At 34.3% G+C, this 15,217-nt stretch carries 13 protein-coding genes and 1 riboswitch; of the genes, 3 read left to right on the forward strand and 10 right to left on the reverse strand.

Going from position 1 to position 15,217, the window contains the following annotated elements; translation table 11 throughout:
- Positions 1-229: 229 nt before the first annotated feature.
- Positions 230-760 (forward strand): hypothetical protein, encoded by a 531-nt coding sequence (locus QQM35_RS01195; protein ID WP_251517803.1) that lies wholly within the window; start codon positions 230-232, stop codon positions 758-760.
- Positions 761-1,060: 300 nt separating this feature from the next.
- Here the strand turns inward: QQM35_RS01195 and QQM35_RS01200 are convergent, their stop codons facing one another.
- From QQM35_RS01200 to QQM35_RS01235, 8 genes are all read right to left on the reverse strand, one after another.
- Positions 1,061-1,567, reverse strand: coding sequence for an SRPBCC family protein (locus QQM35_RS01200; protein WP_251517800.1), 507 nt, complete (start codon positions 1,565-1,567; stop codon positions 1,061-1,063).
- A gap of 185 nt (positions 1,568-1,752) precedes the next feature.
- Positions 1,753-3,045, reverse strand: a complete 1,293-nt coding sequence (locus QQM35_RS01205) for a Na+/H+ antiporter NhaC family protein (RefSeq protein ID WP_251517797.1) — start codon at positions 3,043-3,045, stop codon at positions 1,753-1,755.
- 105 nt (positions 3,046-3,150) lie between these two features.
- A riboswitch (SAM riboswitch) is annotated at positions 3,151-3,252 on the reverse strand.
- 124 nt (positions 3,253-3,376) lie between these two features.
- Entirely contained in the window at positions 3,377-3,988 is a 612-nt protein-coding gene (locus QQM35_RS01210) for a flavin reductase family protein (protein WP_251517795.1), read from the reverse strand.
- 147 nt (positions 3,989-4,135) lie between these two features.
- Positions 4,136-5,017, reverse strand: coding sequence for an SDR family oxidoreductase (locus QQM35_RS01215; protein WP_342610432.1), 882 nt, complete (start codon positions 5,015-5,017; stop codon positions 4,136-4,138).
- Positions 5,018-5,083: 66 nt separating this feature from the next.
- Positions 5,084-6,220 carry an amidohydrolase gene (locus QQM35_RS01220; protein ID WP_251517788.1) on the reverse strand — a complete coding sequence of 379 codons (1,137 nt, stop codon included), beginning with the start codon at positions 6,218-6,220 and terminating at the stop codon, positions 5,084-5,086.
- 323 nt (positions 6,221-6,543) lie between these two features.
- Positions 6,544-7,776, reverse strand: coding sequence for an imidazolonepropionase (gene hutI, locus QQM35_RS01225; RefSeq protein WP_342610433.1), 1,233 nt, complete (start codon positions 7,774-7,776; stop codon positions 6,544-6,546).
- Positions 7,776-9,437: a urocanate hydratase gene (gene hutU / locus QQM35_RS01230; RefSeq protein ID WP_251517783.1), complete on the reverse strand. Its 1,662-nt coding sequence runs from the start codon at positions 9,435-9,437 to the stop codon at positions 7,776-7,778. Before hutU ends, hutI begins: the two co-directional genes overlap by 1 nt.
- Positions 9,438-9,477: 40 nt before the next feature.
- The gene (locus QQM35_RS01235; protein ID WP_251517781.1) at positions 9,478-10,752 is read right to left on the reverse strand and encodes a YjiH family protein; all 1,275 of its coding nucleotides are present in this window, start codon (positions 10,750-10,752) and stop codon (positions 9,478-9,480) included.
- A gap of 141 nt (positions 10,753-10,893) precedes the next feature.
- Between QQM35_RS01235 and QQM35_RS01240 the strand changes: the two genes are divergently transcribed.
- The gene (locus QQM35_RS01240) at positions 10,894-11,769 is read left to right on the forward strand and encodes a LysR family transcriptional regulator (protein ID WP_251517779.1); all 876 of its coding nucleotides are present in this window, start codon (positions 10,894-10,896) and stop codon (positions 11,767-11,769) included.
- Here QQM35_RS01240 and hutG read toward each other — a convergent pair.
- Positions 11,759-12,688: a formimidoylglutamase gene (gene hutG, locus QQM35_RS01245; RefSeq protein ID WP_251517776.1), complete on the reverse strand. Its 930-nt coding sequence runs from the start codon at positions 12,686-12,688 to the stop codon at positions 11,759-11,761. The genes QQM35_RS01240 and hutG overlap by 11 nt on opposite strands.
- 253 nt (positions 12,689-12,941) lie before the next feature.
- Here hutG and QQM35_RS01250 point away from each other — a divergent pair, with 253 nt between their 5' ends.
- Complete coding sequence (locus QQM35_RS01250; protein WP_286009863.1) at positions 12,942-14,462, forward strand: CPBP family intramembrane glutamic endopeptidase; 1,521 nt, start codon at positions 12,942-12,944, stop codon at positions 14,460-14,462.
- A 67-nt stretch (positions 14,463-14,529) separates the two neighbouring features.
- On the opposite strand, the gene QQM35_RS01255 is transcribed toward QQM35_RS01250, so the two are convergent.
- The gene (locus QQM35_RS01255) at positions 14,530-15,216 is read right to left on the reverse strand and encodes a ribose 5-phosphate isomerase A (RefSeq protein WP_418128974.1); all 687 of its coding nucleotides are present in this window, start codon (positions 15,214-15,216) and stop codon (positions 14,530-14,532) included.
- Position 15,217 lies beyond the last annotated feature (1 nt).

Raw genomic sequence — 15,217 nt, forward strand, 5'->3', positions numbered from 1 at the left:
TTTTCTAAATATTCTAACACTTAATTGCGAAAATTAAATTATTTTAACTTAGTTCCAAAGACCTAGTGTATTCTTACAAAAACAGTGCTACAATTTAAAGTAAATTAACAAATATTTTCAAATATTGGTTATATAATCATTTTTAAGCCTTGGGAAGCTTTTAAATTCGCATAACCAATGTTATCAGTTGGGAAATTACGAACTTTCATTAAACGGACGGAGGTATACCATGATTTTAGATAAAACAGAAAGTTTTTTATTGAATATTGGGGGACTTCATCAAAGAACTACTCGAAAAAAACTTATTAAATTACTCAAACATACACATTTTTGTAAGTCTTTGAACTTTTCGATATATAAATCGAAACAAATTTATGCATTAGAGTTAAACTTACCAAAACGACAATTACCGTATATGATTACTTATTTAAGCTTCCATAATTATGCTATTTATCAAATTTTAGATAAATGTGACAATCAAGAACTCATTGACACACAACAATTATTAGTGTCTACAAAACGTTTTGTTGTTAATATTGATGGACTCATCGACCCATTTATTAAAGATAAAGTAATCGATATTACGAATTACATTAAAAACACAGAAGATTTAAGATATACTTTCAATAAGAATAAACTTTTTGTCTCTTGTACATCTTCAACTTTTTCTAAACTTATCTATCAAATTGCCACACATAATATTGATATCCACGGTGCAAAGTGCAATCCAAATTATATTAATAATGCAAGAACTTCATAGTATTTATATTTTTCATAAGTAATTTTCAACACAAAATTCTTTCTATATTGATTTAAGTAGGCCATTAACTTGTCAATCGTATTATAACGTTATTTCTTTAATTTTGTAGTATGTAGCCGTATATCTATGAAAGTTAAAGAGACCAAGTTATACATGTTAGAAAAAGCCACCTCAAAAGATGAATTTAATCTTTTGAGGTGGCTTTCTTGTTATAAAGGTCAACACTGTTATATCCCAATCCCTTTGCTATATATACATATGCTGTTATTTATATATCATTTTATACAAATGAGCTGTTCATTACATATTATTTTCAAAGTCTTCTAAAACAACTTGTAATTTATCAAAAAGTGTTTCAAAACCATGAGCGGTAGAGTCGTGGTATTCCTTTTTCTTTTGCTTATATTCTAATGTCGTAAGTCTTCTTTCTTTGGGTACATAAGCATTATAATTAAAGACCATTTGTGTGATACCTGGTTCTCGTTCAAATATTTCTACATTAATTTGATCTTCTGAATCACTATATTCAGGCATGCTTACAGTCATCACGATATACTCAAATGGTGTTAATGTTTGGTATTGACCTGTTATTATATTTTGCTTTCCTTTATAAACATCGACAATCTTATATTCGCCACCCTGTTTAGGCTCTACATGTATTAATTTGTTTGTTCTTTCTGAGGTCATGAACCATTGTTTTAAGAAACGTTGATCTGTCCATGCTTGATATAATAATGCGGGCTCGACTTTAAATAAACGTTCGAGTTCAATCTCAACATTTTCATTTTCTACATTATATTTAGCCACTCTCGTTCACCTACTTTCACTCTTAAGTACATTCTAACTGATTCTATATCTTTTCTAAACAAAAATACTATAATTCAAACCTTTACTCTTGATTCTTTCTCAGTTTCGACAAAATTAGTATTGAAAATTGTTATTTTAGCTTTAAAAAATTTATATTACTCAGTATTCGTTTCAAGTTATATAGGTTACGATTTTTTTAATCGCGGTAATCCAAATAGAATTGCAACTAAACCTGAGAGGCCTAATATAATTGGATATATGGAATAAGGCACCAGTTCAAATGGTGATATTGATGCGACACCTGCTGCTGCGATAAGTTGGGGGCTGTAAGGTACTAGTCCTTGGAAACAACTACCGAACATATCTAAAATACTAGCAGATTTACGTGGGTCTACATCATACTCTTCTGAGATTTCTTTGGCCAATGGACCTGCCATTAATATTGAAATTGTATTATTTGCTGTAGAAAGATCTGCAACACTGACCAAACTTGCTATACCAAGTTCAGCACCACGTTTCGATTTCACTCTACGTCGTACAAAATTTAATAGCCAAGTTATACCACCGTTATGTTCAATTAACGCCACCAGTCCGCCAATGAGTAAAGCGATAATCGCAATATCTTCCATTCCGATGATACCTTTGGAAATAGCTGACAGTAATCCTTTCCAACCAAATGACCCATCGACTAACCCTATAATTGCTGATAAAGCAATACCACCGATAAGGACAATAATTACGTTGACCCCTACAAGTGCCAGGATAAGTACAAATAAGTATGGAATAACTTTAATGATATTATAAGCATAATCTTTAGATGCATCGACGTGTACACCGTTCGTCAATAACCAAAGTATTAAAATTGTTAGTAAGGCTCCTGGTAATACTATTTTAATATTGACCTTAAATTTATCGCTCATTTTCGTATTCTGAGTTCTTACCGCTGCAATAGTTGTATCGGAAATCATCGATAAATTATCACCAAACATTGCGCCTCCGACTACAGTCGCCATAGCTAAAGCTGCCGAAACATCTGTAGCCTGACTCAAACCAAAACCAACTGGTGCAATCGCAGCTACAGTTCCCACTGAAGTCCCCATCGAGATTGAAATAAACATACAAATCACAAATAAACCTACGATTAATAAGTTTTCAGGAATCAGTGATAAACCTAAATTAACAGTCGATTTAACGCCGCCCATGTTCTCGGTCGTTTTGGAAAATGCGCCAGCTAATAAAAAGATTACCATCATGAGTACAATATTCGAATGACCTGCGCCTTTTGTGAAAATTTCAATCTTATTTTGGAATGATTCTTTACGATTTAAAAACAAACCAAACAATGAAGCAACTAAAATAGCTACGTTGAGTGGCATTGTAGAAAAATCACCAGTAATTATCCCAACACCTAAAAACATACCGATAAACACAATTAAGGGAAGTAATGCCTTTGCGCTACCTTTATTTGTTTGAACCATGATTTACCTACTTTCTTTCTATCAAATATAATTATTTTAATTTTTAAACTAAAAAAACTCTTTTCTTATAATAATTAGAAGAAAAGAGTTAACGATTCACATATCATCTTATCTTCTAGCATAAATCAATTATGCTACTGGAATTGGCACATTTAACATGTTGCCGAAGCTTCTTAGGGCCAGTCCCTCCACTTCTCTTGATAAGTTATTAATTTATTACATTACACTACATGATTGAGAGTCATTCGTCAATCTTATTCACGGAAAATTATTGAACGCCTCTATATTTTATATTACCAACTTATTTTACATGTAAAAACATACATAGATTTTATTCAGTTGGTCGTTCTAATGAAAATGTTTTTCCAGTTAACGCATAATTATTACCAGCTAAACGTGAAACTGGATTGAGGTTTGAGGCATCAATTTTACTATCTTCAATATATACGTCGTCGTCGATATGGTACATCACAATCTCACCAATAATGAGATCAGCACCATTTTTAGAGTCACCAAGTGGAATGATTTGATCTAACTTACATTCCATACGTACTTTTGCTTGTGCTACACCTGGCACTTTCACTTCATCTGAAGCGATGGTAGTAAACGCTGTACGTGCTAACTCATTAGCTTTTCTCTCTAAAGGTGCAGCAGTGCGATTAATGTGTTCTACATTGTTTTCATCAGTAATATGCAGTACAAATTCTCCTGTTTCTTCGATATTCAATGAAGTATCTTTACGTTGACCTTCACTACGTGTCGCAGAAAACATAATCATTGGTGGTTCGCTGTTAACCCCATTAAAAAAACTAAATGGTGCAGCATTCAATATACCTTCTTTATTTTGTGAAGTAACGAATGCGATGGGTCTCGGTATGATGCTACCCGTTAACAATTTATAATTTTGTACCTTTGAAATCGTTGACGCATCTATTTTTTTCATAATTTATCACGTAACCTTTCATTAGCAAAAAATAATATAACAAAGTTAGGACACCTTTAATTTGTTGTGTACTCGCTTTATTTGTTTACATTTACAAAATTGTGCTACGAAATATTACTTAAGATATCCTAACCTTTGTGTATATTTTTAGTCGATTTGGGTACCACCAGTTACACCATAAACTTGGCCTGTTGTATAACTAGATTCTTCAGCCGCTAAGTGTACATAAACACCTGCAAGTTCTACTGGCTGACCTGCACGACCGAGTACTTCTTTTTGTCCAAACTCAGGAATTTTAGACTGGGGTTGTCCACCTGAAATTTGTAATGGTGACCAGAATGGACCTGGAGCAACACAATTCACTCTGATACCTTGTGCTCCTAATTCTTCAGACAAGCTTTTAGTGAGTGAAATGATAGCCGCTTTCGTCGCTGCGTAATCATGTAAGATTGGGCTTGGATTATAACCTTGAACAGATGACGTTAAAGTAATCGTTGCCCCTGCTTCAAAGTAATCTAACGCTTTTTGTACTGTCCAAAAGATTGGATAAACATTAGTTCCAAATGTTTCAGTAAATGATGCCGTATCGAAACCGCGAATATCATCTCTGTATTGTTGATGCCCCGCCACTAGCGTTACATTATCTAAGCCACCTAATTGCTTATGTGCTTGTTCAACGAGATCGTAGTTAAATTGTTCATCACGTAAGTCACCAGGAATTAAGACTGCTTTACGTCCAGCTTCTTCAATGACTTGCTTGACTTCTTCAGCATCTTCTTGTTCTGCTGGAAGATAGTTAATCGCCACATCTGCACCTTCTTTAGCATATGCGATGGCAGCAGCACGGCCTATTGATGAATCTCCGCCTGTTACAAGCATTTTATAATCTTTAAGACGTCCATGTCCTTCATATGAAGTTTCACCACAATCCGGTTTAGGATCTAGTTCTTTCTGTAGTCCTGGTACCGGTTGTTCTTGTTTTGGAAAATCTGCGCTTGAAAATTTATTTCTTGGATCTTGTGCACCCATATACAATCACTCCTTAAATATTGACTTATTTAGTCTGTACCCATGTGAAATAAATCTTATGCATTATTACGATTCTTCAGTTTCACCGTTCAATAATTGTTGAACAAATGTAATAAAATATTGTGGAGCCTTTTCTAATATGCGCTCGTCAGGATCAAACTTCGGATGATGTAAATCATATTTACTGTTTGATCCTATGAACGCAAAGACACTCGGGTATTGCTGTGAATATCCAGCAAAATCTTCGCCAATCGTCAGCGGTTCTTGCATCAATTTCACGTCATAGTCTAATTGTTTCGCTACTTTAATCGCTTCTTGCGTCAGTTGTTCATCGTTTACAACTGCACCTGGTAAATGTTGATATCGTGTCTCTACTTCTAAATCGAATGTCGTTTCAATCCCTTTACCTATCGCATGTAGGCGTGATTCAATTCGTTCGCGAACCTTTGAATCAAATGTTCTAACAGTACCTTGTACGTATGCTTGATCAGCAATGACATTCCATGTATTACCAGAAGATACTTCTCCTATTGTAACTACTGCATTATCAAATGCCGATAAATTTCTACTTACAATAGATTGAACGCTGTTGATCAGTTGTCCTAGTGCCACGACTGGATCATTCCCTTGTTCAGGTTTTGCAGCATGTGCACCTTTACCTTGGATTTTATATTCAAATCGATCTACAGCTGATGTTAATACGCCTGATTTAATTGCGAATTCATTAATATTCATTGAAGGATAATTATGAAAGCCTAAGACAGCTTTTGCTCCATCTATTGCTTTCGTTTCAGTAATTGAAAATGCTCCATGACCTAGTTCTTCAGCTGGTTGGAAAATAATACGTACACGTCCATCTAATTCTTGTTCTATCTCTTTTAAACCAGTGGCCACCCCTAAAATACTAGCCATATGAATGTCATGACCACACGCATGCATCACACCATCATTTGTTGAAGTAAATTCATGCACGACTTGCTCATGTATTGGTAAAGCATCGATGTCCGTTCTTACAGCAACAAAATCATCACCTTGGCCTACCTCTGCGACAAGGCCTGTTTCTAAAGGTAAATCTAATATTTTAATATCATAAGATTCTAGTATACGTTTCAAACGTTTAGTTGTTTCATATTCATACTCAGATAACTCTGGGAATTGATGAAACGTTCTTCTCCATTGCACATAATCTTCATATTTAGGCATACATTGCCACGACCTTTCTCTATTTTCATTAATCCAATTAAGATAGATGACTAAACATTTTACACTTTTGTACTTATACTTGTCATTTTATCATAATTGTCAAAATATTCTTAATAATCTATAGGACATCTAGTGCTTATCAATAATATATCTGATAGAGCGGCAAGCATTAAAATACCCAACATGGGTCAGCTATAATTAAAAACCTTTCATATTATTTAGTTAAAAGAAAAGACAATTTCTATATTATTTCAATAGAAATTGCCTTTCTTCACGTTAGAACACTAAGTTCCTAAAAACTTTATTCGATTTATTTCATAAAATTAAAGTTCAAAGTGATTATCTGCTATCACTTTACCATCTTTAATAACTTTTTGTGCATGGTTGATACCATAGTGATAAGGGATATATTCATGATTTGGTGCATCCCAAATAACGATGTTTGCCTTGTCACCTTCATTAATTGTACCAGCATCAACATCAATGGCTTTTGCAGCATTGACTGTCACAGCATTCCAAATTTCATTTGGAGTTAATTTTAATTTTAAAGCTGCAATAGACATAACAAGTTGTAAGTTGTTCGTTACACAACTACCAGGGTTAAAGTCTGTTGCGATTGCGATAGCACCTTCATTATCTAACATGCCTCTTGCGTCTGCATAATCTTCTTTACCGAGATAGAATGTTGTACCTGGTAATAGCACCGCTACTGTATCACTGTGTTTTAACTTCGCTTTACCTTCTGTACTTGAAGCAACTAAATGGTCTGCTGAAATTGCACCTTCGTCAATCGCAAGTTCTAAACCACCTAAAGGATCGATTTCATCTGCATGAATCTTAACATCGTATCCTGCTTTTTTTGCTGCTTCTATATATTGTTTTGATTCTTCCACTGTGAATACGCCAGTTTCACAGAAAATATCAGCAAAGTCAGCATATTCTTTAACTTCTGGTAATAAATCAATCATTTCTTGTAAAAATGCTTGGTTTGATTCTGCTTCTTTCGGTACTGCATGTGGCCCAAGGAAAGTATGTTTCATATCTAAATTATATTTTTCTGCTAAACGATTTGATACACGTAACTGTTTTAATTCGTTTTCTTTATCTAAACCATAACCACTTTTACTTTCTACAGCTAACACACCGTGTTGAACCATTGTTAGCAAGTTCTTCTCAGCTTTTTCGAATAATTCTTCTTCAGTTGCTTTACGTGTAGATTCTACAGTTGAAAGGATGCCTCCACCTTGTTCAAGGATTTCTAAATAAGAAGCACCTTGTCTTTTAAGTGACATTTCATGTTCACGTGAGCCACCATGTACAAGGTGTGTATGAGCTTCTACAAGTGCAGGTGAAACAACTTTACCTGTTGCGTCAATAACTTCTTCCGCTTCATATTCATCCGTATGTGCACCTGAGTAAACGATTTTGCCGTCTTTAACTACAACTGTACCATTTTCAACTGTTTCTAGTTCGTCTAACTCTTTCCCTTTTAAAGGACGGTCTGTTGATTTCGGTAAAATTAATTGTTTAATGTTTTGAATAATTAAATCGTTCATTATTTGTCTCCTTTACCTGTAATCATTGGAATGTGAATACCTTTTTCCTTTGCAACTTCTACTGCAGATTCATAACCTGCATCAGCATGTCTCACTACTCCCATACCCGGATCTGTAGTTAATACACGTCCTAAACGACGATCTGCACGTTCAGAGCCATCCGCAACAACAACCATACCAGCATGTAATGAATAACCCATACCTACGCCACCGCCGTGGTGGAATGAAATCCATGAACCGCCTGCTGCTGTATTGATTAAAGCATTTAATACAGCCCAGTCACCTACAGCATCAGAACCATCTTTCATTCCTTCAGTTTCACGGTTAGGACTTGCAACTGAACCTGAGTCAAGGTGGTCACGACCGATAACGATAGGTGCAGATATTTCCCCTTCTCGTACTAAACGATTTAAAGCTAACCCCATTTTCGCACGTTCTTCATAACCTAACCATGCAATACGTGATGGTAAACCTTGGAATGCGATTTTTTCTTGTGCTAAATCTAACCAACGGATAAGTTTTTCATTCTCTGGGAATAACTTTCTCATTTCTTCATCAGCACGTTCGATATCTTTAGGATCTCCACTTAAAGCAGCAAAACGGAATGGACCTTTACCTTCACAGAATAATGGTCTAATGTACGCTGGCACGAATCCTGGGAAATCAAATGCATTTTCTAAACCATTATTAAATGCAACTTGTCTAATGTTATTACCATAGTCAAATGCAATCGCACCATTTTTTTGGAATTGTAACATTAAGTCTACGTGTTTTTTCATTGAAGATTCTGATTTTTTCACATATTCTTTCGGGTCTTTATCGCGTAATGCTTTAGCCTCTTCTAATGAATAACCTTGAGGTACATAACCATTTAATGGGTCATGTGCACTTGTTTGGTCTGTTACGATATCAACTTTAAATCCTCTGTCTAAAATTTCTTGATGTACATCAACTGCATTACCTACTAAACCAATAGATAAAGCATTGCCTTGTTCTTTTGCTTCTTCTGCTAGTCGTAATGCTTCATCTAAATCGCTTGTCTTAACATCACAATATTTCGTTTCGATACGTTTATCGATACGTGTTTCATCGACATCAACACCGATAACTACGCCACCATTCATAGTAACAGCAAGTGGCTGTGCACCACCCATACCGCCTAGACCAGCAGTTAATGTTACGGTACCTTTTAAATCACCATCAAAATGTTGATTAGCTAGCTCACCAAATGTTTCATACGTACCTTGTACAATACCTTGTGAACCGATATAAATCCAACTACCCGCAGTCATTTGACCGTACATGATTAAGCCTTCTTTATCTAGCTCATTGAAATGATCCCAGTTTGCCCATTCAGGAACTAATACTGAGTTTGATAATAATACACGTGGTGCTTCTTCGTGTGTTTTAAACACTGCTACTGGTTTACCTGATTGAACTAACATTGTTTCATCCGCTTCTAAATTACGTAATGTTTCTTCAATAGCTTCAAATGCATCCCAGTTTCTAGCAGCTTTACCGATACCACCATATACAACTAAGTCTTCTGGACGTTCAGCAACTTCTGGATCCAAGTTGTTGTATAACATTCTCAATACTGCTTCTTGTTCCCAACCTTTACATTCAATGTCTAAACCTTTTTTTGCTTCAATTTTTCTCACTTAAATCACTCCTCGTTAGATTTAAATACACTTTAAACATTTAGAAAATCCATAACGCAAAAGGAATTGTTATTAATAACGTTAATACTACTCTTTCAAACCATATGACCACTAATTTACTTATAGAAACCTTAATTTCCGTAGATAAAATAACGGGTACAACGCTTGAAAAGAATATGATAGCCGAAACGCTTGTTACTGCCACCACAAATCGTGTAGCTAAATCAGCGCTTTGTGCAATTGCTGAAGGTAACAACATTTCAACAATCGAAATTGTTGAAGCTTGAGCTAAAACGCCTACATCTTTAACTGGGAAGATTGAAATAAATGGGTAAAATATATAGGCTACATATTCAACAATTGGTGTAAATTCAACTATCAATAAACCTATTAAACCAATAGACATTATTGAAGGTAGTATTGATATCGTCATTAACACACCGTCGCGTAAATTTTCTTTAACATTATCTACTAGTGAATTCGCCTGTCCTACTGCTTGTTTAGCTTCTAACCATGCCTCTTTAAGTAAAGGCATATCTCTGCGCACTTCTTTTTGATACGGTTGATTTTCGAAGGTGTCATTCTTTTCAAATCTTATAGGTGGGAGTTGTACCGTAATAGCAGTAACAATAAATGTTACTACAAGTGTGAACCAAAAATACAAGTTCCAAAAATCAATAATTTTCAAAGTATTCGCGACAATAATCATAAATGTAGCAGAAACTGTTGAAAATCCAGTTGCGATTACGACAGCTTCTTTATGAGTGTAGCCACCATTCTTATAAACTCTATTCGTTATAAGTAAACCTATAGAGTAACTTCCTACGAATGAGGCAACTGCATCCACTGCCGACTTACCTGGTGTTTTAAATATGGGCCGCATGATTGGCCTACAAAGCACACCAATAAATTCTAGTAATCCATATCCAACTAAAAATGATAATAAAATAGCTCCTATCGGTATTAATAAGCTTAATGGCATTGCCAACTTATCGTACAAAAAAGGCCCTATATCTTTCTTCAAAATAAAATGAGGTCCGATATGAAAAACGACCATAATCGCAATAAAAACGCCTAACACTTTAAATAACGAAAACACAATACTCGTTTTAGACTTATTCCATTCTTTATTAACAAATGGAAGTACAGCTCCAATTATAATTAAGCACAGTACATAAAACGGTAAAATCGGTTTGACCCATGCGGTTATCCACTTCACGATATGATCAACTAAGATTGTTGATTCTCCGAAAAGGGTTATAGGTATGAAAAAGACAATAATACCTATTAAACTATACACAAAAAACTTCCACATGTACTTCACGCCCCTAACATGAAAGTACACCTCCCTCTATATTTATCAGTATATTATGATATGATATAGACGACCAATATAAATAAACTAATTATTGATAGCTTTAAGTTATAAATGGATGAAATATAAGGGGGTAAGTATATGAAAATTATTCAATTAGAGTATTTTGTAGCAGTAGTTAACTACAACAGTTTCACGAAAGCTGCTAATTATTTGCACATTAGTCAACCTTCTTTAACTACAACAATTAAAAAAATGGAAGAAGATTTAGGGTACGATTTATTAATTCGAACTACGAAAGATATTAAAATTACTGAAAAAGGTATTCAATTCTATCATTATGCTCAAGACTTAATTCAACACTACCATCAAACATTGGAAAAAATGCATGACCTTAATATGAGTCATGCACCTAAGATTAAGTTATCTATACTTGAATCTACAAATCAATGGATTTCACAAATTATATCTAATCATCGCCGATATAATCAGGATCAAACTTATTATGTAGCTGAAGTTCATGATCAAAATAAAATCTTAGAACAGCTACTCAATTTTGAAAATCATATCGCAATAACCAATGAAAAAATAGAACATGAAAATATTGAATCGATTAAATTATACGAAGAATCTTATGTTCTACTAACCCCTGAGAATGTATTTAACAAAAGGGAAACAAAGGCTGTTGCACATTATCCGCTAATCGTACCTATGAAAGGATCACAAGTACGCAAACATATCGATGAATACTTCAATAGAATGAACGTTCATCCTAATATTGTAATTGAAGTGAGCCGATTTGAAGCAGCTACTAACTATGTGCATAAAGGAATGGGTTATGCGATTATCCCTCAAGTTTACTATCAATCATTCAATACACGTAACCTAGAAATTGTGACAATCAAACCTAAAATCAAACGTGCGATTTATATCAACTACCTCAAAAAAAGAAAGCACCCTAAACGGGTACTTTCTTTAATTAATCAATGCATCGATTTTTGGAAATTTAGAGAATGAAATGGTGGAAGAAATTAGCTGTTAACTTTGAAGTTCGCTGATCGATGTCATATTTTGGATTTGTTTCAGCAATACTAATAGTTGATACTTTCTCATTTGGTATAATACGTTTAGCAATCTCTAGAACAATATGAGGAAACAGTCCTAGTACAGCATTGGCACTAACACCTGGTGCAAAAGCACTGTCAATGACGTCCATACATATTGTAAACATAATAACATCATGGTCGTTCATAAATCTTTCTACTTTATCTTTAATTGGAGGAGCGATTTGGTGTAAAAGTTCGTCTGAATACACATAACCTACACCGCGCTCTTCAGCATAGTCGAATAATCCTTGTGTATTACCGCCTTCTTGAACACCTAATACTAAATAGTTTGCATTGTCGTCTCCTTCTAAGATCTGTCTAAAGCTTGTACCTGATGTTGAGCCTTCTTCTTTACGTGTATCGAAATGTGCATCGATGTTAATTACACCTATTGATGCGTCAGGGTGCGCTTCACGTACACCTAAATACTGAGCATACGCAATGTCATGTCCACCACCTAGAAGAAATGTTTGATTATGACGTTGGATTGATTGTGCTACATAATGACCGAATTCTTTTTGTGTTTCTTCTAATCTCTCATAATCATGCTCAACATTACCATAATCATAAATTTGAGTATCGCGCATAACTGGTAAATTTGCGAATGCTTTTTTAATCGCGTCAGGACCTTCTTTGGCACCTACACGCCCTTTATTTAATTCAACACCTTTATCAACCGCATAACCAATCATACCTACCCCATGTTGTTCTTCATCAAAACTGTCTGAAATGTTTCGGAAATTGATTGTTTGAAAGTGCCTGAAATGACTTGAATCTGTTTCACTGTCCACTCTTCCTTGCCACAATTCTTTGTTTGACAAATTATACATCGTAATTCCCCTTTCGATTGCTAGCTTCACAATTTCAGTATACGCCCACAGCTATATCAATTCAATCCATATTTATGTTGAGGCAAACACACACGGCTTTAATATTTTTATTATTTAAAGCTTTATGATAGTTAGTGATATTAGTCATAATATTACATTTCAATGATAAATCCTTAATATTAATTTATTTCTTATAAATTTGTATGTATAATTGGTGAAAAATGATTTTTCTGTACCTAATGGAGGTTACACAATGAATAATAAACGTATTCCAGGCTTTCAATGGGCAATGATGATATTTACTTTTACTATCATCGCATTCGCTGCACCCATTATCCTGAAAGATTTTCAAGGTGCTACACCATTTAAATACTATGTATTTGATTTAAGTGTTTTGGCTCCTTTATTAGGCGCAATCTTCTGTATCATTGTATTTAGATATAAAAAGTTACAACTTGCGCATTTTAAACTTTCTATAGATTTAAAAGTAATCGAACGGTTGTTATTAGCTATTATTTTGCCGTTAGTTATATTTATCATCTCAATGGTTAGTCTAAATATATTTGCTGATAGTTTTGTGTTATTACAATCTGAAGATTTCTCAGTTCCATTTCTTATTGTTTTAATAGGTCAAGTTTTAATGGCTTTCTGTGTTGAGTTAGGCTTCCGAGTATATTTACAAAATATCGTTGAAAACAGAATGGCAACATTTTTTGCTTCTATTGTCGTTGGTATTATTTTTGCAGTTTGGAATATTAAATTAGTATTCGGCGTAGAATTCATGCTATACAATTTATTATTCTACTTTGCATTTTCAATCATTGTCGGAGAATTAATACGAGGCACAAAAGGTCGCACAATTTATATTGCTACATTATTTAATTTAATGATGTCATTTGGACTACTTTACTTATTTAATGAAGAACTCGGTAATATACTTTCTATGAAAATTATTGCATTCTCTACAGTATTTGTAGCAATTGTCTACATACTATTGAGCACGATTATTCGCGGTTTAATTTATAAATCTACCAATCGTAATCTTGATGAAGTAGAAGATAATAATTATTTCGACCATGTGAATGATTCTACTCATCAACACAATAACCACGAGACGAACAAAGTAAATCATCAACAGGAAACACCTAATGAAGACGATGAACATACAAACATTCGTGACAATCAATCTTCAGCAACAAAATCTGACAACCAACAATCATCAGAGAGCGTCAATAAACATATAGATAAAGAGGACGATGTTGTTTCTAATCATGATGAACAAATGAATGTTACGCATTCAACAACAGCAGCTGAAACGTCTCATGTAGACGAATCAGATCAATCGCTAACTTCTGAAAAAGAAAACGATGTTCATGACACAGACGATACAACGACAGAAGAAACATCACGTATCACTAATCCAACGCACAATGAACCTTTAGATAATGATTCAACAGAAGTTAATAAACAACCTCATAGTGAAACGGCAGAAGATACTGCATTCTCACAACAACAGCGTTCACCTGTCGAATCATCTACTGAACGAAAAAGCAAACAACAGTCGAAACGTGACACAGATTTAAAGAAACAAAAGAAACACAAAAGAAAACGTACATCCACAGTTGTGAGTGAGGTTAAAGATTCATTAGAACCTGAGACATCACAAAATGAAAATGCATCAACAACTTTTGATCAAAACAAGAGTGATGCGCCTAAAAACAACCGTCAACGTTCACCATTCAGCATAAAGAACAAACGTCGTCACCGTAGATAACAATCTTAAATAACTTGAAAAAACCCCAGCTTTGAACAAACTCAAAGCTGGGGTTTTCTATTTGTAATTATTTATTAATCACTTTAACACCTGAAGTTGAACCAATAATGACCTGATCAGTGACGTCTAAGAAATATCCTGTTTCTAATACACCTATCAAGTGTATTAAATACTCATGCATTTCATATGCATCTATATGATTATTAATCTCTAAATCTAATATGTAATTTCCATTATCGGTAATAAATGGTACATCATCTACCATTCTACGGATCGCTTTCACTTGCTTAATACTTTCAATATTTTTAGCAATTAAGAGCCAATTAAATTTATCAACTTCCACAGGTAATTTAAATGTCTCTCCTAGATAATCGACACATTTCGAATCATCTGCTAATACGATAAATTTTTCGGCCATTGAATCAATGACTTTCTCTCTAAACAGTGCGCCCCCGCCACCTTTAATTAAGTTTAATTCACGATCAATTTCATCAGCCCCGTCAATGGCGATATCAATGTGTTGAACGTCATTCACATCAAAAATTTTAATACCGTGTTCTTTAGCGATAAAGGCTGTTTTATTTGAGGTACACACACCTGTGATTTCAATACTTTCTTGTTGTAACTTTGTAGCTAATTCTGGGATGAGAAGCTCTATAGTAGAACCAGAACCAATACCTATAACCATCCCATCTTGAATTTGTGCTAATGCATCTTTAAATGTGCTCTTTTTCAATTGGTCTTTATTCATCATG

It is taken from the genome of Staphylococcus hsinchuensis (assembly GCF_038789205.1).
Lineage (GTDB): Bacteria > Bacillota > Bacilli > Staphylococcales > Staphylococcaceae > Staphylococcus > Staphylococcus hsinchuensis.